At 64.4% G+C, this 23847-nt stretch carries 23 protein-coding genes and 1 tRNA gene; 5 read left to right on the top strand and 19 right to left on the bottom strand.

Translation table 11 applies throughout. The annotated features are described in order from the left end of the window. Positions 1-207: ArsA-related P-loop ATPase (locus CMN27_RS02815; protein WP_293623888.1), on the top strand; the 207-nt coding region annotated here is incomplete at its 5' end. Between the two features lie 30 nt (positions 208-237). Here CMN27_RS02815 and CMN27_RS02810 read toward each other — a convergent pair. The 4 genes from CMN27_RS02810 to CMN27_RS02795 all read right to left on the bottom strand — a co-directional run bounded on the left by CMN27_RS02810 (position 238) and on the right by CMN27_RS02795 (position 4756). Next, entirely contained in the window at positions 238-1272 is a 1035-nt protein-coding gene (locus tag CMN27_RS02810; protein ID WP_293623887.1) for a hypothetical protein, read from the bottom strand. A gap of 80 nt (positions 1273-1352) precedes the next feature. Beyond that, complete coding sequence (locus CMN27_RS02805; protein WP_293623886.1) at positions 1353-2546, bottom strand: NAD-dependent epimerase/dehydratase family protein; 1194 nt, start codon at positions 2544-2546, stop codon at positions 1353-1355. Continuing rightward, the gene (locus CMN27_RS02800) at positions 2543-3589 is read right to left on the bottom strand and encodes a glycosyltransferase family 1 protein (RefSeq protein ID WP_293623885.1); all 1047 of its coding nucleotides are present in this window, start codon (positions 3587-3589) and stop codon (positions 2543-2545) included. Before CMN27_RS02800 ends, CMN27_RS02805 begins: the two co-directional genes overlap by 4 nt. Positions 3590-3775: 186 nt before the next feature. Continuing rightward, positions 3776-4756 carry an NADPH:quinone oxidoreductase family protein gene (locus tag CMN27_RS02795; protein ID WP_293623884.1) on the bottom strand — a complete coding sequence of 327 codons (981 nt, stop codon included), beginning with the start codon at positions 4754-4756 and terminating at the stop codon, positions 3776-3778. Between the two features lie 230 nt (positions 4757-4986). Between CMN27_RS02795 and CMN27_RS02790 the strand changes: the two genes are divergently transcribed. Further along, a complete protein-coding gene (locus CMN27_RS02790; RefSeq protein WP_293623883.1) occupies positions 4987-5529 on the top strand; it encodes a hypothetical protein in 543 nt (180 codons plus the stop codon). A gap of 30 nt (positions 5530-5559) precedes the next feature. Here CMN27_RS02790 and CMN27_RS02785 read toward each other — a convergent pair. After that, positions 5560-5635, bottom strand: a tRNA-Gly gene (locus tag CMN27_RS02785). A gap of 182 nt (positions 5636-5817) precedes the next feature. On the opposite strand from CMN27_RS02785, the gene CMN27_RS02780 reads away from it, so the two are divergent. Genes CMN27_RS02780 through CMN27_RS02770 form a run of 3 tightly spaced genes read left to right on the top strand, consistent with a single transcriptional unit; the run spans position 5818 to position 8645 of the window. Further along, on the top strand, positions 5818-6714 hold the full coding sequence (locus CMN27_RS02780) for a TIGR01777 family oxidoreductase (protein WP_293623882.1): 897 nt from the start codon (positions 5818-5820) through the stop codon (positions 6712-6714). Continuing rightward, positions 6715-8127, top strand: coding sequence for an FAD-binding oxidoreductase (locus CMN27_RS02775; protein WP_293623881.1), 1413 nt, complete (start codon positions 6715-6717; stop codon positions 8125-8127). A gap of 2 nt (positions 8128-8129) precedes the next feature. Beyond that, positions 8130-8645, top strand: a complete 516-nt coding sequence (locus CMN27_RS02770) for a GNAT family N-acetyltransferase (protein ID WP_293623880.1) — start codon at positions 8130-8132, stop codon at positions 8643-8645. Positions 8646-8657: 12 nt separating this feature from the next. Here CMN27_RS02770 and CMN27_RS02765 read toward each other — a convergent pair whose 3' ends face one another. From CMN27_RS02765 to ndhC, 14 genes are all read right to left on the bottom strand, one after another. Continuing rightward, positions 8658-9098, bottom strand: a complete 441-nt coding sequence (locus CMN27_RS02765) for a DUF4019 domain-containing protein (protein ID WP_293623879.1) — start codon at positions 9096-9098, stop codon at positions 8658-8660. Beyond that, positions 9098-10549 carry an NADH-quinone oxidoreductase subunit NuoN gene (gene nuoN / locus CMN27_RS02760; protein ID WP_293623878.1) on the bottom strand — a complete coding sequence of 484 codons (1452 nt, stop codon included), beginning with the start codon at positions 10547-10549 and terminating at the stop codon, positions 9098-9100. Before nuoN ends, CMN27_RS02765 begins: the two co-directional genes overlap by 1 nt. A gap of 12 nt (positions 10550-10561) precedes the next feature. Beyond that, positions 10562-12091, bottom strand: a complete 1530-nt coding sequence (gene nuoM / locus CMN27_RS02755; RefSeq protein WP_293623877.1) for an NADH-quinone oxidoreductase subunit M — start codon at positions 12089-12091, stop codon at positions 10562-10564. Between the two features lie 70 nt (positions 12092-12161). Then, positions 12162-14012, bottom strand: a complete 1851-nt coding sequence (gene nuoL, locus CMN27_RS02750) for an NADH-quinone oxidoreductase subunit L (RefSeq protein ID WP_293623876.1) — start codon at positions 14010-14012, stop codon at positions 12162-12164. Further along, positions 14009-14317, bottom strand: a complete 309-nt coding sequence (gene nuoK, locus CMN27_RS02745) for an NADH-quinone oxidoreductase subunit NuoK (protein WP_293623875.1) — start codon at positions 14315-14317, stop codon at positions 14009-14011. Before nuoK ends, nuoL begins: the two co-directional genes overlap by 4 nt. Next, positions 14314-14871: an NADH-quinone oxidoreductase subunit J gene (gene nuoJ, locus CMN27_RS02740; protein WP_293623874.1), complete on the bottom strand. Its 558-nt coding sequence runs from the start codon at positions 14869-14871 to the stop codon at positions 14314-14316. Before nuoJ ends, nuoK begins: the two co-directional genes overlap by 4 nt. A gap of 13 nt (positions 14872-14884) precedes the next feature. Then, a complete protein-coding gene (nuoI, locus tag CMN27_RS02735) occupies positions 14885-15400 on the bottom strand; it encodes an NADH-quinone oxidoreductase subunit NuoI (protein ID WP_293623873.1) in 516 nt (171 codons plus the stop codon). Between the two features lie 46 nt (positions 15401-15446). Further along, complete coding sequence (nuoH, locus tag CMN27_RS02730; RefSeq protein ID WP_293623872.1) at positions 15447-16424, bottom strand: NADH-quinone oxidoreductase subunit NuoH; 978 nt, start codon at positions 16422-16424, stop codon at positions 15447-15449. After that, the gene (gene nuoG / locus CMN27_RS02725) at positions 16424-19108 is read right to left on the bottom strand and encodes an NADH-quinone oxidoreductase subunit NuoG (protein ID WP_293623871.1); all 2685 of its coding nucleotides are present in this window, start codon (positions 19106-19108) and stop codon (positions 16424-16426) included. Before nuoG ends, nuoH begins: the two co-directional genes overlap by 1 nt. Before the next feature lie 14 nt (positions 19109-19122). Next, positions 19123-20439 (bottom strand): NADH-quinone oxidoreductase subunit NuoF, encoded by a 1317-nt coding sequence (nuoF, locus tag CMN27_RS02720; protein ID WP_293623870.1) that lies wholly within the window; start codon positions 20437-20439, stop codon positions 19123-19125. A gap of 23 nt (positions 20440-20462) precedes the next feature. After that, positions 20463-20930, bottom strand: a complete 468-nt coding sequence (nuoE, locus tag CMN27_RS02715) for an NADH-quinone oxidoreductase subunit NuoE (RefSeq protein WP_006912265.1) — start codon at positions 20928-20930, stop codon at positions 20463-20465. After that, the gene (gene nuoC / locus CMN27_RS02710) at positions 20927-22675 is read right to left on the bottom strand and encodes an NADH-quinone oxidoreductase subunit C/D (RefSeq protein WP_293623869.1); all 1749 of its coding nucleotides are present in this window, start codon (positions 22673-22675) and stop codon (positions 20927-20929) included. Before nuoC ends, nuoE begins: the two co-directional genes overlap by 4 nt. Next, a complete protein-coding gene (locus tag CMN27_RS02705) occupies positions 22675-23331 on the bottom strand; it encodes an NADH-quinone oxidoreductase subunit B (protein WP_293623868.1) in 657 nt (218 codons plus the stop codon). Before CMN27_RS02705 ends, nuoC begins: the two co-directional genes overlap by 1 nt. Before the next feature lie 55 nt (positions 23332-23386). Further along, positions 23387-23836 carry an NADH-quinone oxidoreductase subunit A gene (gene ndhC / locus CMN27_RS02700; protein WP_293623867.1) on the bottom strand — a complete coding sequence of 150 codons (450 nt, stop codon included), beginning with the start codon at positions 23834-23836 and terminating at the stop codon, positions 23387-23389. Positions 23837-23847 lie beyond the last annotated feature (11 nt).

Genomic DNA, 23847 nt, shown 5'->3' with positions numbered 1-23847 from the left:
TACGTGAACCGGCTCTGGCCGGCCGATGCGAGCAGCGCCTTCGTGACCGAGCGCGTGGCCCAGCAGAACGAATATCTGGCCGAAATACGGCAACGCTTCGCCGGCCATGAACTCATCGAGGTCGCTCAGAGCGCACGCGATATCGTCGGCCGCGATCAGCTCGATGCGCTGGCCGAGCGCCTGGCGGCGCCTGCGAGCCATCGGTGATTCGCTTGGCTGGCCATTGTTGCGGCGGGCTCAGTCCAGCAGGCGAATCGTAAGCCGACGCACCAGTTCCTTGGCCTGGGCCGGGCGCAGATGATGGGCGAGTGCGACCGAGCGATCGCGCATGCGCATCATGACGCTGGCGCGCGGGGTGCGTAACAGGCCGCCGGGCTGAGGCGTGGGCGAGCCGCTGGAGGTGACCGGCAGGGTCAGCGTCTGGGCATCCGGCGCGGCGTTGTAGTAGTCGCGGACCCCGTCTTCGGCCTGTTGCGGCACGTAGAGTCCGCCGATATGGCCGCGCGCATAGCGGCCTCGTTCGCCGCCAGTGATCACGCGCAACGAATCGTAGTCGATCACGATACGTGCGTAGGGCGCGCGACCAAGCGCGCAGCGAACCAACCAAAGGGCGGCCAGCGCGATCGCGATCAACACCGCGGCAGTGACGGGCAGGGTGAAACGCTGCGCGAGTTCGAACAGGTGGTAACGCGTCCACAGCACGGCGGCCGCATAGACAATGGCGACGTTGGCCACCATATAAAGCAGGCGTCCCAGCGGGCGCCAGCGCTGGCGGCTGACGTCGATCGCGACCGTGCCATCCTGGCGGCGCCGCTCGCTGATGCCGAGTCGCTCTTCAAGCCGGGGGCGCAGTAGCGGTAGCAGCACATTCAAGCCCAGTATGAGCACGGCGCCCGCGACCACCGCCAGGCCGGCATGGGTCAGGGGCAGGGTCGCAAGGCTGGGCGTTTGCGGCCACCGCGACAGCCACAGGCCAAAGGCGATGAGGCTGAAGATGCTCGCGGCCAGCGCCAGTGCGCAGAGGCTGATCTTGCCGCGGGCGCTCTGAATGGCGCCGACCGCGCCGATCAGCGGTATCGACCAGCCAAGCACGGGGGCTGCGTATTCGCCGATACCGTAGCGGTCGATCGGCCGCAAAAGCGCGGGCAATTCGATCCACAGGCCGAGGCCGGAAGATTCGACGCCGTGGCCCAGCGCCAGCCACGGCGTGAAATAGAGCAGCAGCAGCGCCGTGGTCAGCGCCGCGAGGGTCCAGCGACCGTCGGTTTGCACAGCAGCGTACCGGGTTCGAGACGAGCCTGGATTATAGGTCAGTGGGCGTACCACTCAATTGAACGCGACCGGTTTTTTGGTCAGGAGGCGGCCGCCTGCGATTGCACCGTTCGCGGGCGGACCCACTGCGAGGTCGACAGAATACGGCTTTCATCGCAGCGGTGGGCGTAGTGCTGGGCGATATCGATGATTTCGCTCAGCAGGCTGTCACGCAGGGTGGTCGGGTCGAGGCCCAGATCCAGCAGACAGGCGTTGTCCACGCACAGATCGTTTTCCGAGGCCTCGCGGCGCGGGTTGGGCAGGTTGACGATGTTGGCGCCGGTCATGCGGGCCACCAGTTTGGCCAGTTCGCCTACGCGCCAGGTTTCGGTCATCTGGTTGTATATGCGTACGCGTTCGCCGGCGGCCGGGGCGTTGCCGATCGCCATTTCGATACAGCGCACGGTGTCCTGGATATGGATGAAGGCCCGGGTCTGGCCGCCGCTGCCGTGCACGGTCAGGTCGTGGCCAACCGCGGCCTGCATAAGAAAGCGATTGAGCACGGTGCCGTAATCGCCGTCGTAGTCGAAGCGATTGATCAGGCGCTCGTCCAGCCGCGTTTCGCGGGTCTGGGTGCCCCAGACCACGCCCTGATGCAGATCCGTGATCCGCAGGCCGTCGTTCTTGTTGTAAAAATAGAACAGCAGCTGATCCTGGGTCTTGGTCATGTGGTAGATGCTGCCCGGGTCCGGCGGGAACAGGATCTCGCGCTGGGTGCGCTCGCCGGTGCTGTCGTCGACCTCGACGGTGAGATAGCCCTCCGGAATCCGCAGCCCGCCGCCGTAGCCATAGACGCCCATCGTGCCCAGATGCACCAGATGCGCGTCGACGCCGGTTTCGACCAGCGCACAGAGCACGTTCTGGGTCGCGGCGAGGTTGTTTTCGACGGTATAGCGCTTGGCCCGGGCATGCTTCATGGAATAGGGCGCCGAGCGCTGTTCGGCGAAATGCACGATGGCATCCGGGGCGAGCCGGTCGATGGTCGCTTCCAAACGGTCGTATTCGCGGGCGACGTCCATATGCAGCGCGGCGATGGTACGCCCGGTCAGCTCCTTCCAGGCCGCCAGTCGGATATCGATCGGCGAAATGGGGGTGAGAGAACTCACGCCCAGTTCATTGTCGATATGCCGTCGGGAAAGGTTGTCGATGAGGGTCACATCGTGGCCCTGGCCGGACAGGTGCAAGGCGGTCGGCCAGCCACAGAAACCGTCGCCGCCAAGTATGAGGACTTTCATCGTGCGTTCTCCAATGCCGGGGGCGCAAAGCGCAGGTTGGGTCGACGTGCAGGGGCCAGCTGGCTGGCGAATTGCTCAGCCGAGGCCGCCCAGCTGTTGGCGCGGGCATAGGTGATGCCGGCCTCGCCGTCGAGTTCGAGCGCGGCAAGCGCCGCGGCCCGCAGGTCTTCGTCGAGCACGCCGGTCACGCCGGGCTGTACCACCTGCAGCGGGCCGGTGACCGGATAGGCGGCCACCGGCACGCCACAGGCCATGGCTTCCATGAGCACCAGCCCGAGCGTGTCGGTACGGCTGGGAAAGACCATGCAATCGGCCGCACAGATATGGCGGACCAGGTCTTCGCCCAGCTGCATGCCCACGAACCGGGCCTCGGGATAGCGACGTTGCAGGTCGGCACGGGCCGGGCCGTCGCCGACCACGAGTTTGCTGCCGGGCAGGTCGAGTTCGAGAAACGCTTCCACGTTCTTTTCCGGCGCCACGCGGCCGAAGTACATGAATACCGGTCCGGGTAGATCGAGCTCGATCGGCTTTACGGGCCGGAACAGGCTCGTGTCCACGCCGCGGCTCCATAGCGCCAGGCGCGAGAAGCCGCGATCGGACAGATAATTCGCCAGCGGGCGGGTACTCACCATCGTGCGCACGCTGCGACCGTGAAAGATATTGAGCACCCGATAGCCCAGGCCCACCGGCACCATTGGCCAGCGTGCATTGATGTACTCGGGAAAACGGGTATGAAACGACGTCGTGAACCGCCAGCCGCGCAGGCGACAGTAAAGCCAGCCGGCCAGGCCCACGCTGCCCTCGGTGGCGATATGCACCGCGTCGGGCACGAAGCGCTGCAGGCGCCGTGCCACGCCGGGCAGCGGCGCGGCCGCGAGGCGGATTTCGGCGTAGGTGGGGCAGGGCACGGTCACGAACAGGCCCGGATGGATGACCAGCACGTCGTGGCCGGCGGCTTCCAGTTCTCGAACCAGGGCTGTCAGGGCGGTGACCACCCCGTTGACCTGTGGCTTCCACGCGTCGGTGAGCAGTGCGATACGCATGCGGCTCCTCCTTGCGGGGCTGTCATGGATATGACAGCCGGCTTGCAATGGAGCGCAGTGTGGGTCGTACAGATAACGCCGGGATGACGCGGCGATGTCGTTTACATGACAACATCGCCGCGTGGGCGTGTGGGCCAAACCCCGGTCATGCCGGCCCGGGCGTATCGGTCGGGCCGGCCGATCGAGCTATTCCTGGGGTTTGATGACCAGCTTGCCGGCCGCCTTGCGCGAGGCCAGTACGCTGATCGCCTCGCCGCCGCGCTCGAGCGGATAGGTGCCCGATACGTGCGGGCGCAGCTTGCCTTCGGCCAGCCAGCTGAATATCTGCTTGAGCTGCTTCTGGTTTTCTTCGGGTTCACGCTGGGTGAACGAGCCCCAGAACACGCCCACGATGGAGCAACCCTTGAGCAGGGCGAGATTCAGCGGCGGCTTGGGAATCTCGCCGGCTGCGAAGCCGATGACCAACAGGCGCCCGCGCCAGGCCGTGCCACGCAGGGCTTTTTCCGTCATGTCACCGCCGACCGGGTCATAGACCACGTCTACGCCGCGGCCGTCCGTGCGCGTCTTGATGGCGTCCTTGAGGTCTTCTTCGACGTAGTTGATGGTGTCATCGGCGCCGTGCTCGCGACACACCGCGAGCTTGTCCTCGCTGGAGGCCGCCGCAATCACATGCGCGCCCAGTGCCTTGCCCAGCTCGATCGCGGCCAGGCCCACGCCGCCGGCCGCACCCAGCACGAGCAGCGTTTCGCCGGACTTGAGCGCAGCCCGGTCGGCCAGCGCGTGATAGGTGGTGCCATAGGTCATCACGAAGGCACTGGCGGTGACGTGGTCCACGCCGTCGGGCATTGGGATCACCCGGTTGGCGTCGGTGGCGATCTGTTCGGCCATGGCGCCATAGCCGGTAAAGGCGATCACGTTGTCGCCGGGTTTGAGGTGCTTGACCTCGTCGCCGACCGTATTCACCACGCCGGCGAGTTCGCCACCCGGTGAAAAGGGCAGCTCCGGCTTGAGCTGGTACTTGTCTTCGATGATAAGGCTGTCGGGGAAGTTCACCGCCGCCGCCTGAACATCGATCAGCACCTGCTTGGGCCCGACTTCGGGCGTGGGCTGTTCCTCGACGACCAGCGTTTCCGGCGGGCCGAACTGTTTGCAGAGCAATGCTCGCATCTGGGGTCTCCTCTTTATGGGCGCTCGTGTTCAAGCGCCGCTATACGTCAAACCATGAACGGACGTTCGTTCTGGCATTCTGCCTGAATCGCCGTCGATCGTCGCTTGTTCGGCGTGTTGCTACAAATCCAGCCTTGTTTGCTTGCGCCGAGATTTGCCCGCGTGGCGGTTGTTGACGGCGACGGCGGCGGATAATCTCTGACGCCGCATTCGTTTACCGGAAAACCGTCTTGTCTGACCTGCGCCGTTTTGCTGCAGTGGCCATTCTGGGTTTGAGCATGGCCCTCGGGCTGGCCGGCTGTGCCGGCGCGCCGGGGTATCGGTTCGTCGACCCGGCGCATCAGGCGCAGCGCTACGACGGTTTTCTTGCCTATGGCGCCTTTGCCGATCTGGCCATCGAAGCCGCCTTCGAACAGGCGCTCTGCGACCGGCTGTTTGCGGCCGGGCATGCCTGTACGCCCATGCTCGCTGCGGCGCCGCCCACCCGCGAACAGAACGCCGCGAGCCGTCATGCGGCCAGCCGTACCAGTGGCGCTCAGGCCACGATCGTGATCGAACTGGCGGATATGGATACTGTGTCGCGCCGCGTGATCGGACAGGGGCGGGCCGCCTACAACGTGCGCGTGATCGACAACGCCGCCCAGCAGGTCAGCGCACGGTTCGTCTTCGACAGCCCGGATGGCGCACGACGATCGGTTGCGAAACAGGCGGATGCGCTTGCACGACGCATCGTGGCCGCGCTGGAGGCAGAGTCGCTGCTTTACCAGCGCTAGCGCGCGCGGATGCAGCGACCGGGGCAAGAATGGAGCGGCGGACGAGATTCGAACTCGCGACCTCGACCGTGGGAGGGTCGCGCTCTACCAACTGAGCTACCGCCGCCACGCCCCGCACAGCTAACGCGATCTGAAAGTTTTTTGCAATAGGCAATCAAAAACCATTCGGCGCGAGGCAGTAGATCGGCGTATTGTGGACTGGAGTTTCAGCGGGGCTAGCGCTGTCCTCGCCGGCGCTTTAGTCTGCAAGTTCGCATTCTGGATTGTCTTTTACTCGCGGAGCGTGTGATGAACAAGGCGTTGTTGACCGGTGGCACCGGCTTTATCGGCCGCCATCTTTGTGAGTCGCTATTGGCCGATGGCTGGGCCGTGCAGGTCGTCACCCGCGATACCGCTGCCGCGGCGAAGGTATTGCCTTCCGGGGTCGTACCCGTGGGCGATATCAAGGCAGCGGCTCCGGCCGATGCGGTCATCAATCTGGCCGGTGAGAATCTGGCGGACGGTCGCTGGACCGAGGCGCGCAAACGCGAAATGCGCGAAAGCCGCCTGCGGATCACACGCCAGCTCACCGAAACGATCGGCGAGTGGGAGACACCGCCCCAGGTGCTGGTCAGCGGTTCGGCGGTGGGTTATTACGGCGCGCGCGGCGATGACGTACTGGACGAAAACGAATCGCCCGGCGACGAATTCCAGTCCGAGCTATGCGTGGCCTGGGAACAGGCGGCACGCCGCGCCGAGGCCACCGGCATCCGGGTCTGTCGTATTCGTACCGGTATTGTGCTGGGGGCCAATGACGGCGCCCTGGCGCAGATGATTACGCCGTTCAAGTTCGGTCTGGGCGGGCATTTCGGCACCGGCAATCAGTACATGCCCTGGATTCATATCCTTGACGAGGTGGCCGCGATCCGGTTTCTCATCGACAACCCGGACTGCAGCGGGGCCTTCAACCTGACTGCGCCGGAGCCCGCCACCAATCGCGAGTTCACGGCCACGCTCGCGCGCGTGCTGCACCGGCCCAAGTTCGCCTGGGTGCCCGGCCCGGTGTTGAAGCTGATGGTTGGCGAGATGGCGCATTTGCTGCTGACCGGCCAGCGTGCGATCCCCAGGGCGCTGGAAAAGGCCGGTTTCAAATTCGAATTCCGCCAGCTCCAGCCCGCGTTGGAAGACCTGATCGGAGATCGCTGAATGCGCGATGCGCTGCTGGCTAAACTGACCGAAATCGTCGGCGCAGCGGACGTGCTCCAGGCAGACGCCGCCGCGCCCTATCTGGTGGAATGGCGGGGCGCGTTTAGCCCGACCGCGCTGGCGGTGGTGCGACCCGCCGATACCGCCCAGGTCGCAGCCGTGGTCACCGCCTGTGCCGAGGCCGAGTGTGCGGTGATCGCCCAGTCCGGCAACACCGGGCTGGTAGGCGGGGCGGCAGCCCAAGACGATGAGCGACATGTCATCGTCAACCTCGAGCGCATGAACCGCGTGCGCGAAGTCGACGCCGACAACGCGACCATCACCGTCGAGGCCGGCTGTATTCTGGCCGACGTGCAGCAGGCCGCAGACGATGCCGGCCTGTTCTTTCCCCTGACGCTGGCCTCGCGCGATCGCTGTCGTATTGGTGGCAATCTGGCGACCAATGCGGGCGGGCTGAACGTAGTGCGCTATGGCAACACCCGTGATCTGGCGCTGGGGCTGGAAGTGGTGCTCGCCGACGGGCGTATCTGGAACAATCTCACCGGCTTGCGCAAGGACAACAGCGGCTTCGACCTGGACGATCTGTTCATCGGCAGCGAAGGTGCGCTGGGCATCATCACCGCCGCGGTGATGAAACTCTACGAGCCGGTGGTCCAGCAGGTGAGTGCGCTGTTCGCGCTGGAGTCCCCGGCCCAGGCGGTGAAGTTGCAGCGCCGGCTGACCGCGGCTTCGGGGCATAATCTGACCGGCTGCGAGCTGATGTCGCGCCAGGCGGTGTCCTTGGCCTGTACCCATATCGAGGGCTGCGAAGAGCCCTTCGATATCGACCACGACTGGTATCTGCTGGTCGAACTGGCCAGCTCCGCCCAGGGTCACTGGTTGCTCGATGCCATGGCCCACGTGGTCGAGCACGCCCGCCACGCGCACGAACTGGTGGATGTCATCATCGCCCACGACGTGGAAACCAGTCGTCGGCTATGGCATCTGCGCGAGTCCCTGCCGCCGGCCCAGGTCGCCGAAGGCGCCTCGATCAAGCACGATATTTCGCTGCCGGTATCGAAGCTGCCCGTTTTCCTGGACCGTGCGATGACGGCCATTCGCGAGGCGCTGCCCGGCGTGCGCCCCTGTCCGTTCGGGCACGTGGGCGACGGCAACCTGCATTTCAACCTGTCCCAGCCCGTCGACGCCGACGGGCCGGCGTTTCTCGATCAGGCCGAGGCCGCCCATGCGGTGGTGCACGACATCGTCGCCGAGATGGGCGGCTCGATCGCGGCCGAACACGGCATCGGCCGGCTCAAGGTCGCGGCCCTGGATCGCTACAAGTCCGAGGTGGAGCGCGACATGCTGGCCGCCGTCAAGACAGCGCTGGACCCGCACAATCGGCTCAATCCGGGCGTGATCGTCAAAGCCTAGGCATGGAGGTCGAGCCCGCGCGCGCCGACGATGTCGATCGAATCGCCGCGCTGAATGTGGCCGCCTGGCGCGCGGCCTACCGTGGCTTGTTGCCTCAGGGCTATCTGGACGAACTCAGCACGGCGGCCAGAAAGGCGCAGTGGATACAGGCGCTCGCCGATCCCGCGATCGAGGTTCTCGTGGCTCGGGATGGGCCGGCGCTCCTCGGGTTTGCAGCCTATGGCCCCAGTCGGGACGATGATGCCGAGGCGGCAACGCTCGAGGTGTACGCGATCTATGTCGCGCCGTGCGCGTACCGCCAGGGTATCGGTCGCCGCCTCTGGCAGACGATTTGCCAGAGCGAGCTCGCGAGAAACGCCGCAGCGATCAGCCTGTGGGTGTTGAAGGGTAATCACGCCGCACAGCGGTTCTACCAGGCGCTGGGTTTGACCGCCGACGGTCACCACAGAACGCTGACCATGGGCGGCATGAGCGTGCGTGAATGCCGCTACGTCGGGCCCGCGACGCGAGTAGGCTGATTCGGCGACCCGTTAGCGCAGAAAATAACCAGCGGTTTTCAGCTCGTCGTCCCCCCGGGCCAGGGTAAGCGTTTCCTGGATCGGGGGTCGGTCGTCGAACTGGCTGGCATAGACGAGTACCACGTAGTCGTTCTCGGGCACGCCGGGCAGCTGTCGGGTGTGGGCGATGGAAACGAGTTCGCGCTGGTTTGGCGTCGCGGTGCCGGCGCGGGCGTTTCGAACCGCTTCGACCCAGGCATCTTGATCGATACCGTTCTGAAACATTGCCGATGCCTGCTGCCAGCTGCGCTCATATTCGCCGCGGTCGACGACGGCGAGCCACTGGCGGGCGGCCCGGTCGGCGCGGGCGTCGTCCTGTGACAGCGGCGCCTGCGTTGCGCAGCTGGCCGTGGCCAGTATCAGGCCCGCAAGCAATAGGCCTGAAACAGCGGCGCGATACCGGCCCGCCAACATCAGCCGCCGGCCATGCCCGCAGCACACACCAGCGAGATCAACGGCTGCGGATAGATGCCGAAGAAGATCACCGCGAGTGCCAGCAGTAGCACCATGATGCCGCCCGACTGCTGGCCCCAGCCCGAGACCGCGTCGCGACGGCTTTCACCGGGCTCATCCAGGAACAGGATGACCATCATGCGCAGGTAGTAGTACAGCCCGATGGCGCTGCCGAGCACGATACCGCCGACCAGCCACCACAGACCGGACTGCACGGCGATGGCGATCACATAGAACTTGCCGAGAAAGCCCGCGGTCATCGGAATGCCGGCCAGCGACAGCATCATGATGGTGAATACCGTGGCCAGATACGGCCGACGCCAGAACAGGCCGCGATAGTGGTGCAGCGCGCCTGCATCCGTGCCGGAGTAGGGGCTGGATACGAGCGTGACCACGCCGAAGGCACCGAGGGTGGTGGCCACATAGGTGGCCAGATAGATGCCGACGGTTTCGATGCCGAAGCTGCCGCCGGCCACGATCGCGGTCATCAGATAGCCCAGATGCGCGATCGAGGAATAGCCGAGCAGGCGCTTGACGTTGCGCTGGCGCAGCGCAAGCAGGTTGCCGACGAGCATGGAGGCCATGGCGATCACGCCCATGAGCGTGAGCAGCCAGCCGTTGGCGGCCGGCGGGGCCAGGGTGAAAAAGCGCAGCAGCAGGGCGAACACCGCCACCTTGCTGACCGTGGCCAGAAAGGCCGAGACCGGGCCGGGCGCGCCTTCATAGACGTCCGGCGTCCAGATATGAAAAGGCACCAGCGACAGCTTGAAGGCGAGTGCCACGACCATCATGCCCACGCCCACCAGCAGCCAGGGCGAAGCGGCGTCGCCGGCCAGCGTATCCACCAGGCCGGCATACTCCAGACTGCCGGAAGCCGCATAGAGCAGCGCCATGCCGAACAGCAGAAAGGCCGAGGCCGCGCCCGAGAGCACCATGTACTTGAGGCCGGCTTCCAGCGAAATACGGTCGCGATAGGCGTAGGCGACCATGCCGTAGAGCGGCACCGACAACAGCTCCAGGCCGATGAACAGCGAGGCGAAATGCCGGCTGGCGATCAACGCGAGCGCGCCGCCAGCCGAGCACAGCAGCAGAATATAGAACTCTTCGCGCCGGTCCGGCAGCGTGTCCAGATAGGCATGCGCCAGAGTGGTACAGGCCAGCGAGGCCACCAGCACGATCGCGCCGAACAGCAGCGAATAATCGTCGATGATGAAGAGCGGCGTGACCTGGATCGGCGTGACCTGGAGCACGCCGAGCAGCGACAGGAGTGCGGCGTTCAGGCCGACCACGGTCATCGTGGCCGCCGTGAAGTGATGACGGTGTACCGCGATCGACAGCATCACGCCGACGACGGTCGCGCACAGAATCAGCAAGGGCGCGAGGGCGAGCATCTGAGTGGAAAAGTCGGTCATGACGCCTTTCGCTTAACGGGACGGCAAGGGAGCAACGGCGAACCAGTCGGTGACTTCGGTCATCGCCGTATGCGAGATATCGAGCACGGTGTTCGGGAACAGGCCCAGCCAGAGCGTGAGCACGAGCAATAGCAGCATCATGCTGTATTCGCGCGGGTCCAGCCCGCCGAGCGAGGCCTCCGACTTCGGGGTGCCCCAGTAAACGCGGTGCATGAGCACCAGCGAATAGATGGCGGCCATCACCAGCCCACCGCTGGCGGCGACCACGACCCAGGGCACCGTATCGAAGGCGCCGAACAGAATCAGGAACTCGCCGATGAAGTTGCCGGTGCCGGGCATGCCCAGCGAGGCCATGACGAACACCAGCGCAAAGCCGGGCAGCGCGCCCATGCGGCCGAACAGGCCGCCCATCTGGCGCATGTCGCGGGTATGGATGCGCTCGTAGATCTGGCCCGAGATGATGAACAGACCCGCCGCCGAGAAGGCATGGGCCACCATCTGCACGATCACGCCCTGCAGCGCGAGCAGAGTGCCGGAATAGATGCCGATGAGCACGAAGCCCATATGGGAAATACTGGAGCAGGCGATCAGGCGCTTGACGTCGGTCTGCGAAAAGGCCAGCAGCGCGCCGTAGTAGATACCGATCAGACCCAGCGCCATGGCCACCGGGGCGAACTGTGCCGAGGCTTCGGGGAACAGCGGAATGGCAAAGCGCAGCATGCCGTAGGCCGCGGTCTTGAGCAGGATGCCGGCCAGATCGACCGAGCCGGCGGTCGGCGCCTGGGCGTGGGCATCGGGCAGCCAGCCGTGCAGCGGCACCACCGGCAGCTTCACCGCGAAGGCAATGAAAAAGCCCAGCATCAGCACATAGGCGATGGTGCCGGTGAGCGGGGTTTCACGCAGCACCATGTAGTCGAAGGTGAAGGTGCCGGTCTGGCTGTAGTGGGCGAACACCAGCCCGAGGATCGACACCAGCATGAGCAGGCCGCTGGCCTGGGTATAGATGAAGAACTTGATGGCCGCGCCGATGCGGGTATTGCCCTTGGAACCGCTGTGTCCCCACAGCGCGATCAGGAAATACATCGGCACCAGCATCATTTCCCAGAAGAAGAAGAACAGGAAAAGATCCACGGCCAGGAACACGCCGACCACGCCGCCGATGATCCAGAGCAGGTTCAGGTGGAAAAAGCCGATGCGGTTGGTGATTTCCCGCCAGGAACACACCACGGCGAGCACGCCGAGAAAGCCCGTCAGCATGATCATGATCAGCGACAGGCCGTCGAGCGCCAGGTGAAAGGAAATGCCGAAGCGATCGATCCAGGGCAGGCGGATCTGATGCGCCCAGTTCGGGGCATCGCCCACCGCACCACCGGCCAGCGAGTAATCGCCCGTCAGCCACAGCCACAGGGCCAGGCCGACCACGAGCAGCATCGTCAGCAGCGCGATCCAGCGCGGCGCCTGTGCAGGGGCATGGCGGCTTTCCAGCTGCCAGCACAGCAGGCCGCCGATGAAGGGGACGAATAGAAGCCAGCACAGGATCATTGAAAACGTTCCTTGGGACCTGTGAATGAGCGCGCAGTCGCCACGCCGTTATCGTGTGTATTCATGCGCATCACCCGAACAGCAGCGCGATCAGCAGAAGCGCGGCACCGGCGAACAGCGACAGGGCATACCAGCGCAGTCGCCCGCTCTGGGTGGTGACCAGCGCGCTGTTGAGCATGAGCGCAAGCTGCGGTGCGACGTTGACGGTCGAGTTGATCCAGTCGCGACGATGCAGGCGGGTCAGCAGCAGATAGGGGCGCACGAACACGCGATCGTAAAGCGTGTCGAAGCCCCAGGCGTTGTGCCACAGCTGCCAAAGACCGCGCCCGAGCGGGCCCGAGGCGAGCTTGTCGGCCATCTGTCGACGGCCCAGGAACAACGCCGCAGCCAGGCCGAGGCCGACGATGGCGACGGCCGCGGAAAGCACTTCCACGACCAGCTTCGTGGTGCCGTGATCGCCGCCTTCGTGAACCGGCAGTACGTCGGCCAGCGGCGGATGAATCCAGGCGCCCAGGAAGGTGGAAAGCACCGCCAGCACGATCAGCGGCAGGTGATGGGCGATGCCACGGCCGGCATGGGCCTTGATCTGCGCTTCGCCGTGGAAGGCGATGAAGATCATGCGGAAGGTATAGAGCGCGGTCAGGAATGCGCCGACGAGGCCGGCGAACCACAGCACATGGTGGCCGTTGGCAAACGACAGCCACAGGATCTCGTCCTTGGAATAGAAGCCGGCCGTGACCAGGGGCAGGGCGGCCAGCGCCGCGCCGCCGATGATGAATACCGCGTAATCCAGCGGCAGGCTCTTGCGCAGCCCGCCCATCTTTAAGATGTTCTGTTCGTGATGGCAGGCGATGATCACCGAGCCCGAGGCCAGGAACAGCAGGGCCTTGAAGAAGGCATGGATCATCAGGTGAAAGATTGCCGCGTCCCAGGCACCCACGCCCAGCGCAAGGAACATATAGCCGATCTGGCTCATGGTGGAATAGGCCAGCACGCGCTTGATATCGGTCTGGCACAGGGCAGCGAAGCCTGCCAGCAGCAGCGTGACCGCGCCGACGACGCCCACCAGGGCCAGCACGGCCGGGGCGAGCTCGAACACGACATGCATGCGCGCGATCAAGTAGACGCCCGCCGTAACCATGGTGGCCGCGTGGATCAGCGCCGAGACGGGCGTGGGGCCGGCCATGGCGTCAGGCAGCCAGGTCTGCAGCGGCAGCTGGGCGGATTTGCCCACCGCGCCGCCCAGCAGCAGCAGCGCCGCAACGCTGGCCATCGGGTCGCCCTCGGCCCAGGCCTGGGGCGCCTGTTCCAGCAGGGTCTGAATATCCAGGGTGCCGAAGGTGGCGAACATCAGGAACAGGCCGATGGCCAGGAACACATCGCCGATACGGGTGATCAGAAACGCCTTGAAGGCGGCCCAGGCGTTGGCTTCGTCACGGTAGTAGTAGCCGATCAGCAAATAGCTGCACAGGCCCACGCCTTCCCAGCCGAGAAACAGCAGGAACAGGTTGTCGCCCAGCACGAGCAGCAGCATGGCGACGATGAACAGGTTCATGTAGGCGAAGAAACGCCCCATGCCCGGCCCGCCGTCGAGGTCGTGCTTCATGTACCAGCTGGCGAACATGTGGATGAGAAACCCCACGCCGGTGATTACGCCGAGCATGGTCGCCGCCAGGCCGTCGAAATACAGCGCGAACGCCGGGGTGAAATCACCCACCGACACCCAGGTCCAGAGGGTTTGCGTATACGCCGCACCGTCGCCGGTGACGAAGGTATAGATCAGCCACGCCGATACCAGCGCGGACAGCCCAACCGAGCCGGCGCCGATGGTCGCCGCGGCACGGTCGGCCATGCGCGGGAAGAACGACAGCGCGAGGCTGCCGGCGAGCGGAAAGACGATGGTCAGGGCTAGCAAATTCATCCGTGCATCTCGCTGGCGGCGTCGATGTCGATGGTCTTGAAGCGGCGATGCAGCTGCAGCAGCAGACCCAGGCCAATGCTCGCTTCGGCAGCGGCCAGGGTGATCACGAGGATGAACATCACCTGCCCGTCGGGCGCGCCATGGGCCGCACCGGCCACGATGAAGGCCAGACCGGCCGAATTGAGCATGATTTCCAGGCACATGAGGACGAACAGCGTATTACGCCGTACCATCAGCCCGACCAGCCCGAGGGTGAACAGCAGGGCGGCCAGTATCAGGCCGTGTTCCATGGGAATGCCGTTCATTGTTCGCCTCCCGGGTGGCGACGCCCGCGGGCGGCGGCGACGCGTTTCTCTTCGGCCACATCACGATCGTCGCGGCCCAGATGGGCGGCGACCACGAGGGCCCCCAGCAGCACGAAGGCGGCCAGTTCCACGATGAGCACATAGGGGCCGAACATGGTCATGCCGATACGCTCGGCCATGAGCGGCGTGCTGTCGACGTTGCCCATGGAGCCACCGCTGGCAAGCGCCACGGCCAGAACGCCGATCAAAACGACGCCCAGCACGCCGGGGCCGATCCATACCCGCGGGGCCAGCCAGCTGCGCTCGCGGGCCACGGTTTCCTGATTGAGGTTGAGCATCATGATCACGAATACGAACAGCACCATGATCGCGCCGGCATAGACGATCACCTCGAGCGCGGCCGCGAAAGGCGCGCCCAGGGTATAGAACACGATCGCCACCGACAGCAGCGACACGATCAGGTACAGCAGCGCATGCACGGCATTGGCACAGCTGATTACCCGCGCGGTGGCGGCAACGGCGACGATGGCAGCGAGATAGAAAGCGATTTCCATGATCGGCCAGACCTCAGGGCAGCAGCGTCTTGACGTCGATGGGCGCGGCCTCGTTCTCGGCCTCGCCCTTGTCCTTGCCGCCCACGGCCATGCCGGCGACGCGATAGAAGTTGTAGCCGGGCCGCTTGCCGACGCCGGAAATGGTCAGGTCCGACTTCTCGTAGACCATGTTCTGACGATCGAACTCGCCCATTTCGAAGTCCGGGGTGAGCTGGATCGCGTAGGTCGGGCAGGCTTCCTCGCAATAGCCGCAGTAGATGCAGCGCGAGAAGTTGATCCGGAAGGTTTCCGGATACCAGCGCCCGCTCTCGTCCTCGGCCTTGACCACGCTGATGCAGTCCACCGGGCAGGCCACGCTGCACAGGTTGCAGGCCACGCAGCGCTCGGCGCCGTCCGGATCGCGGGTGAGTACGATACGCCCGCGATAACGCGGCGGCAGATAAGGCTTTTCTTCCGGATACAGCACCGTATCGCGCTTGCGAAAGGTGTGCATCAGGGTCATCCAGATGGTGCGCAGAACACTCAGCATAGGTGACTCGCGTAACCGGTGAAATCGAAAAAAGAGGGCGACATGCTCATGCCATGGCCACCACGACAGCACCCGTGATCGCGACGTTGACCAGCGCGATGGGCAGCAGGATCTTCCAGCCGAAGGCCATGAGTTGGTCGTAGCGTGGGCGCACGGTGGCCGCGCGCAGCAGCACGAAAAAGCAGATGAAGAATCCGGCCTTGAGCGCAAACCACACGAAGCCCGGCAGGATCGGACCCAGCCAGCCGCCGAAGAACAGCACCGTGGTCAGACAGGAAATAAGCACGATGCCCAGATATTCGCCCACGAAGAACATGCCGAACTTCATGCCCGAATATTCGGTGTGATAGCCGGCCGTGAGTTCCTGTTCGGCTTCCGGTAGATCGAACGGCGCACGGTGAATTTCGGCAATACCGGCAATGAAGAAGATCACGAACGCCGGGAACTGCGGGATCACGTTCCACATGCCGGCTTGCGATTCCACGATCGCACGCAGATCGAAGCTGCCAGCCAGCAGCACCACGCCCAGCAGGCTCAGGCCCATGAAGACCTCGTAGGAAATCATCTGGGCGGCGGTACGCATGCCGCCGAGCAGGGCGTATTTATTGTCCGAGGACCAGCCGGCCAGGATCACCGAGTACACGCCCAGCGAACTCATCGCCAGCACGAACAGAATGCCGATGTTGAGATCGACCACGCCGATGGTTTCGGTGAACGGCACCACCGCGAACGCCATGAGCGTGGTGAACATGATGATGGCCGGCGCGATCACGAACACGGCCTTGTCGGCGAACGGCGGGATCCAGTCTTCCTTGAAGAAGATCTTGATCATGTCCGCGGCCACCTGAAGGATGCCGAACGGCCCGACCCGGTTGGGCCCGTAGCGGTCCTGCCAGACGCCCAGCAGGCGGCGTTCGACCCAGATCAGCAGCGCGGCCGCGATCACGACCGCCAGCAGAATGGCGATCGTTTCGAACGCGGTGAACGCGAAATCGATCAATGTATCTGTGCTGAAGCCGAACATCAGGGGGACACCGCTGCAGGCAGACGCACGCCCATCAGGCCATGGGCGCCCACCGGCACGCCAATGGTCCGGTCGGGCAGGCTGGGGTCGATGGTGATGGGCAGGGCATGGATCTCGCCGTCGATGGTCAGACGCAGGGTATCCGCCGCGGCCAGGCCCAGCGCCTTCGCGCCGGCCTCGTTGAGGGTGAACCAGGCACGCGGCATGCGTTCCTGAATCGCCGGGGCCTTGGCCGACTGCGATTCGCTGCCGAAGATGTGATAGCGCGGGATCGCCTGCCAGCCTTCGACCAGCTTGGGCTCGGCCGGCGCATAGTCGGGCACGTTGGCATCGACCTTGAGCAGACGTGTACCGGGGTCGCCGCCCTTGAGGTGGCCGCCGACTTCATCCTGAAAACGGGTGATGGCGGCCTGGTTGGAATCCCAGCCCGGTGCCCAGGCATAGGCCATGAGCGCCGGCGGCTGATCGCTGCCGTGGTAGCCCTCCATCGAATAGGCAAGCGCCGAGTCCACGTCCACTTCCGGACGACGCTCGCGCACGTCGACGTTGGCATACAGCGCGGTACGCCCGGAATACCGGTGCGGACTGCGCGGAAAGCGCATGCCGGCCTTGCGGAAACTCGTGCTCGGCGCGGCCGTCTTGATGCCCGTGAACTGCGGACACTCGGCCTCGATGGCGTCGATGAGATCGTCCATGCCGTACCAGTCCACCGGCTTGCCGATCGCCCGGTTGAGATCGGCACACCAGCGCCAGCCTTCCTGCAGCGGCGCCTCCGGAATGAAGACCTGGAAGAAGCGCTGGGCACGGCCTTCGTTGTTGACCAGGGTGCCGTCGGCCTCGGCAAAGCTGCCCGCCGGCAGGACGTAGTCGGCCTTGGCGATGGTGGCGGTCATGCTGTGATCGAGCACGATCAGGTTCTTGGCGGCCTTGATGGCGGCATCGACCTTGCCGTGCTGGGCGCGCTCGTAGAGATCGTTCTGCATGACGATGAGCGTATCCGCACGACGGCTGTTGATGGCCTCGAAGGCGTGATCCACATCGCGATCGCTCATCATGGCCATGCCGAGGCTGTTCGCCTCGTTGAGCGTAACGAACAGGCCCGCATCGTCGTGCACCGACTCCAGCGCGCGCATGACGTTGCCGGCGGCGGTGAGCACGGCTTCGCTGCCCAGGCTCGTGCCGGCCACCACCAGCGGTTTCTTCGCCGTCTTAAGGGCGTTGGCGATGGTTTCGGCGTGGGCGCGGGTTTCCTCGTCGATATTGGCCGGCATGGGTGCGGCCTCGTCGAGAATGGCGGCCACCGCGAAGCCCAGTTCCGCGATCCGCGCCGGGCGCAGATGGAACAGCTCAGTGGCCACGTCGTCCAGACGCGTGGCCGCCGGCACCGCCATGAACAGCGGGCTGTAGAAATGCTGGCCCTCGTCGCGCACCGCGCGGGCATGCCATTTCGGGATATTGGCGGCCTCGGCAAGCACGTGATGCTCGTTGCGTACCGCCTGTCGCAGCGACAGCGCCAGGCGCGGGGCGAACTGGGTGACGTCTTCGCCGAGCACGAACACCGCATCGCAGGATTCCACATCGCGCAACGTCGGCAGCCGGCCGGCGTGTTCCTGCAGCAGCGCGAGGGCGGCCAGGCTGGCATGGCTTTCGGGTGCGCTCATGCCGTTGTGGAAGTTGTCGGCGCCGACCAGATGCCGCAGCGCGAAGTTGTCTTCCAGCGAGGCCCGCGGCGAACCGATACCGACCAGACCCTTGGCCTCGGCCAGCACGCTCTTGAGCGAGGCGAGCATGACGTCCATGTCCTCGGGCTCGAGCACGCCGTTGTCGGCACGTACCAGCGGCTGACGCGGACGGTCTTCGCGGTTGACGAAGCCGGCGCCGAAACGGCCGCGATCGCAGAGGAAATAGTGGTTGATCTCGCCGTGAAAACGGTTCTGGATGCGCTTGAGCACGCCCTGACGCGAACCGGGGCTGGTGTTGCAGCCCAGCGAGCAATGGGTGCAGATGCCGGGGGCATTCTGCATGTCCCATTTACGGTTGTAGTGGGCGCCCAGCGTCTTGTCGGTGAACACGCCGGTGGGGCAGACCTCCACCAGGTTGCCCGAGAACTCGCTGTTGAAGGCGCCGTCGGCTTCGCGGCCGAAATAGACGTTCGAATGCGAGCCGAGCACGCGCAGATCGTCGCCGTCGGCATAGTCGCGGTAGTAGCGCACGCAGCGATAGCAGGCGATACAGCGGTTCATCTCGTGATTGATGAACGGGCCAAGGTCCTGATTACGATGGGTACGCTTGGGCCCGCGATAGCGGCGGCGCGTATGCCCGGTCATCAGGGTCATGTCCTGCAGATGGCATTCGCCGCCTTCTTCGCATACCGGGCAGTCATGCGGATGGTTGATCATCAGCCATTCGATGACCTGGGCACGGAAATCGCTGGCTTCCTTGTCTGCGATCGAGAAGCAGCCGCCGTCCGCGGCCGGCGTCATGCAGGCCATGACGATCTGGCCCTGGGTATCGTCTTCGTTCTTGTACTGCTTGACCGCGCACTGGCGACAGGCGCCCACGGAATGCAGCTCCGGGTGCCAGCAGAAATAGGGCAGGTCGAAGCCCTTGGAAAGCGCGACCTTGAGCAGGTTGTCGGTGGGGTCCACCTCGAACTGCTTGCCGTCGATCTTGATCGTTGCCATCGCTAAACCGTGCGCTAGTTGTTCGAGGCGGCGTTGGCCGGCTGGGTGAGATCCAGCGTATCCGCCTCGGGCGGAATCAGGGCCGCCAGTTCATCGCGGAAATACTTGAGACCGGATTCGAGCGGGCCCATCGCGCCGGGGGCATGGGCACAGAAGGTCTTGCCGGGACCGAGCAGTTTGACGTGCAGGTCCAACAGCTCGATATCCCCCGGCTTGCCGTGCCCGGCTTCCAGATTGGTGAGAATACGCTCGACCCAGGGCAGGCCGTCGCGACAGGGCGTGCACCAGCCGCAGGATTCCTGGGCATAGAAATGCTCGAGGTTCTTGAGCACGCCCACGATCGGGGTCTGGTCGTCCATGACCACCATCGTGCCCGTGCCCAGACGGCTGCCGACCGCGCCCACGCCTTCGTAGTCCATTGGCGTATTCAGGTGCTCGTCGGTCAAAAGCGGCGTGGAGCCACCGCCCGGCAGCAGGGCCTTGAGCTTGCGCCCGCCGCGAATACCGCCGAAATGATCGAGCAGGTCGGACAGTTTCGTGCCCAGCGGCAGCTCCACCAGGCCGGGGCGGGCAACATGGCCCGAGGCGCCGAAGATCTTGGTGCCGCCATCCTTGTGCAGGCCCAGGCCCTTGTACCACTCGGCACCGTTTTTCACGATATGCGGTACGTTGCAGATCGTTTCCACGTTGTTGACCGTGGTGGGCTGACCGAACAGGCCGGAGGCGGCCGGGAACGGCGGCTTGTGCCGCGGTACCGCGCGTCGGCCTTCCAGGGCCGACAACAGCGCCGATTCCTCGCCGCAGATATAGCGGCCGGCGCTCATATGCAGATACATCTTGAGGTTGAAGCCGGTGCCGAGGATATCCTCGCCCAGATAGCCGGCTTCCATGGCCTCGTCGATGGCGCGCTGGAGCTTGCGCTGGCATTCGGTGTATTCGCCGCGAATGAATACGTAGGCGATATCCGCGCCGATCGCATAGCTGGCGATCGCCATGGCTTCGATCAGCTGGTGCGGGTCGCCTTCCATGAGCAGGCGATCCTTGAAGGTACCGGGCTCCATTTCGTCGGCGTTGACCACGAGATAGACGTGGGCCGGGCGCTTTTCGGGATTTTCCTCGAAGCGCGGCATGAATGACCACTTCACGCCGGTGGGAAAGCCTGCACCGCCACGACCGCGCAGGCCGGCCTGTTTGACCAGATCGGCGACCTCGGTCGGCTTCATCTCATGGAGGGCCTTCTTGTAGGCCTCCCAGCCGCCGGCCTGCTCGTATTCGGCCCGGGTCATCGGCTCGCGGTTGTCGCGGATGTTTTTGGTAAGAACCTTTTCCATGACTGTTCGTCCTTGCGCCGCGCCTAGGGGTATTCCGCCAGAATGGCGTCGACCTTATCGGGCGTGAGCCGGCCGTGATAGTCGGTGTTGATACGCATGGCCGGGCCGTTGTCGCAGTTGCCCAGACAGCAGATCGGCAGCAGTGTGAAGCGGTTGTCCGGCGTGGTCTGGCCGAACTCGATGCCCAGCGTCTTCTTCAGATAGGCCAGAATTTCCTCGTAGCCGGTCAGATAGCAGGAGATCGAGTCGCAGATCATGATCACGTGCCGGCCCACGGGCTGGCGAAAGATCAGGTTGTAGAACGTGGCCACCGCTTCCATCTGGGTCGGGGTCACGCCCACCACGGCCGCGGCCGCTTCCAGCGACTCGTCCGATACCCAGCCGCGATGCTCCTGCACGATCTTGAGCGCTTCGATGGTCGCAGCGCCCGGGTCCTCGTACAGGGTCATCTCGTGCTGGATGGCCTCAATTTCGGTTTTCGATAACTTCATCGGTCCACGTCTGCCATAACAAAGTCGATCGCGCCGATAATCGCCACCAGATCGGCCACCAGGCCGCCCTGCGAGATCAGCGGTATCTGCTGCAGATGGGCGAAACTGGGCGTACGGATACGCGTGCGATAGCTCATCGCATGCTTGTCGGAAATACTGTAATAGCCGTTCAGGCCTTTGGTGCCTTCGACCATGCAGGCCGATTCCATCGCCGGCACCACCGGCCCCCAGCTCACGGTCAGAAAGTGCGCGATCAGGGTTTCGATGTCCTGCATCGTGCGCTCCTTGACCGGCGGCGTGGTCAAGGGATGATCGGCCTTGTAGTCACCGGCGGGCATGTTCTTCATGCACTGCTCGATGATGCGACAGCTCTGGAACATCTCTTCGATGCGGACATCGAGACGGTCCTGACAGTCGCCGTTGGTGCCGGTGGGAATCTCGAAGTCGAAGTTCTCGTAACCGGAGTAGGGCCGGGCCTTGCGCAGGTCGAAGTCGACGCCGGTCGAACGCAGGCCGGGGCCGGTGATGCCCCAGTCGATCGCCTCGTCCTGGGAATAGGCGCCGATATGCTTGGAACGTTTGACCAGCACGCTGTTGCGCGCCATGGCTTTTTTGTATTCGGTCAGGCGCGAGGGGAACCAGTCGAGGAATTCCTTGACCTTGCGATCCCAGCCGTTCGGCAGGTCCATGGTCAGCCCGCCGATACGGAAGAACGCCGGATGCATGCGAAAGCCGGTGATCGCCTCGATCACGTCGTAGGCCTTCTGGCGATCCGAAAACATCCAGAAGATCGGGCTCATCGCGCCGATGTCCTGCACATAGGTGCCGAAGAACATCAGGTGGCTGGTGATACGGAAGAACTCGCACAGCATTACGCGCACGACCTTGACCCGTTCCGGCACCTGAATGCCAAGCACGTGCTCGAGGTTCATGACGTAGGGCAGTTCGTTCATCACCCCGCCGAGATAGTCCACCCGGTCGGTATAGGGGATGTAGGTATGCCAGGACTGGCGCTCGGCCATCTTCTCGGCGCCGCGATGGTGATAGCCGATATCCGGCACCGCGCCGATGATTTCCTCGCCGTCGAGCTGCAGCACGATACGGAATACGCCATGCACCGAAGGATGGTTCGGGCCCATGTTAAGGAACATGAACTCGGTATCGCCGGACTCGCGCTTCATGCCCCAGTCTTCGGGCTTGAACTGCAGGGCGTTCTCTTCCTCGTCCTGGCGCTTCGGGTCCAGGTGCAGCGGTTCGAACTCGGTCGCGCGGGCGGCGTGATCCTTGCGCAGCGGGTGGCCCTTCCAGGTCGGCGGCATGAGAATGCGGCGCAGGTTCGGGTGCCCGTCGAAGGTGATCCCGAACATGTCCCATACTTCGCGCTCGTACCAGTTGGCGTTGGGCCATACGCCGGTGGCGGTGGGCGTGCTCAGATCGTCGTCGAACAGCGCGACCTTGAGGCGGATCTCGGCAACCGGCGACAGGCTGAGCAGGTGATAGACCACGGTGAAATCCGCGGCCGGCTGGTTGAGCCGGTGCTCACGTACGCGCTCGTCGATCGCGGTCAGGTCGAACAGCATCCGGTAGGCGGGGGTGCTGTCCTGGCGCAGGAACTTGAGCACGTCGCAGATCCTGTCGCGGCCGACCCACAGGGTGGGCATGCCATCGGCGGTGATCTGCTCGGTGAACGTACGCTCGTCAAAGCGTTCGAACAGCTGCTGTTTGATATCGACGCGATCGAGCATCAGACCGAATCCGGCGTACGAAGAGTGGTAACCGACAGGCGCTCGCTGCGTTTACGGTCGCGCATCGACAGCTTCGGCCGCTGGGTGACGCCCTGCGGGCCGATCATCCACGACAGCGGGCGTTTTTCCGCGCCGATGTTTTCCTGAAGCAGCAGCAGGCCTTCGAGAAAGGCTTCCGGGCGGGGTGGACAGCCTGATACGTAGACGTCGACGGGCAGGAACTTGTCCACGCCCTGAACCACGGAATAGATGTCGTACATGCCGCCCGAGTTGGCGCAGGAGCCCATGGAGATCACCCAGCGCGGCTCCATCATCTGGTCGTAGAGACGCTGGATGACCGGCGCCATCTTCAGAAAGCAGGTGCCGGCAATGATCATCACGTCCGACTGGCGCGGCGTAGCTCGAATGACCTCCGAGCCGAAGCGGGCCATGTCGTGGGGCGCGGTCAGGGCGGTGGCCATTTCCACATAGCAGCACGAAAGGCCGAAGTTGAACGGCCACATCGAGTGCTTGCGGCCCCAGGCGATCATGTCGTCGAGTTTGGCGGTGACGACGTTACGCGCCAGCGCATCCTCGATCGTGTTCGAGCTGCCGTCGTCCGAACCGGCCGAGCCGGGTTTCGGATTCTTGTCGGTGCTAGTCAGTGACCATCCCATTAATGATCGTCCTGTCGAGTGTTCAGTCGAAGCGGGTCTGCCAGGCGCGAGATTTTCATCGTGGCGCGTCGGCCTGGTTGCGGCGGCGATTGCTTTCGATCGCCTCCAGGCGGTACTGGCGCGGCGCCTTGGGTGCCCAATCGAGCGCGCCGATGCGCCACTCGTAGATCAGGCCCAGGGTCAGCACCCCGAGAAAGAACAGAAATGCAAAGTAACCGGGCCAGCCCAACGCAGGCGCTGCGATGGCCCAGGAGAAGATGAAGACCACTTCGAGATCGAAGAGCACGAAAATGATCGCCACCAGATAGAACTTGGCCGAGAAGCGCATTCTTGCGCTGCCCGTGGGCTTGATGCCGGATTCGTAGGGCTGGTTGCCCAACCGCGACTCATGGCGCCCGCCCAGCACGGCAGAAACGCCGAGCATGAACACGATGAGCCCCAGCGCCCCGGCGGCGAATAGCAGCAGCGGCCAGATCACGACGGCTTGTTCGGTAGCAGCGTTCATTGCGTGTTCCT

Source organism: Salinisphaera sp. (assembly GCF_002729955.1).
GTDB lineage: Bacteria > Pseudomonadota > Gammaproteobacteria > Nevskiales > Salinisphaeraceae > Salinisphaera.
The sequence above is the reverse complement of the archived record's forward strand: the minus strand, read 5'-3'. Positions and strand labels throughout refer to the sequence as shown.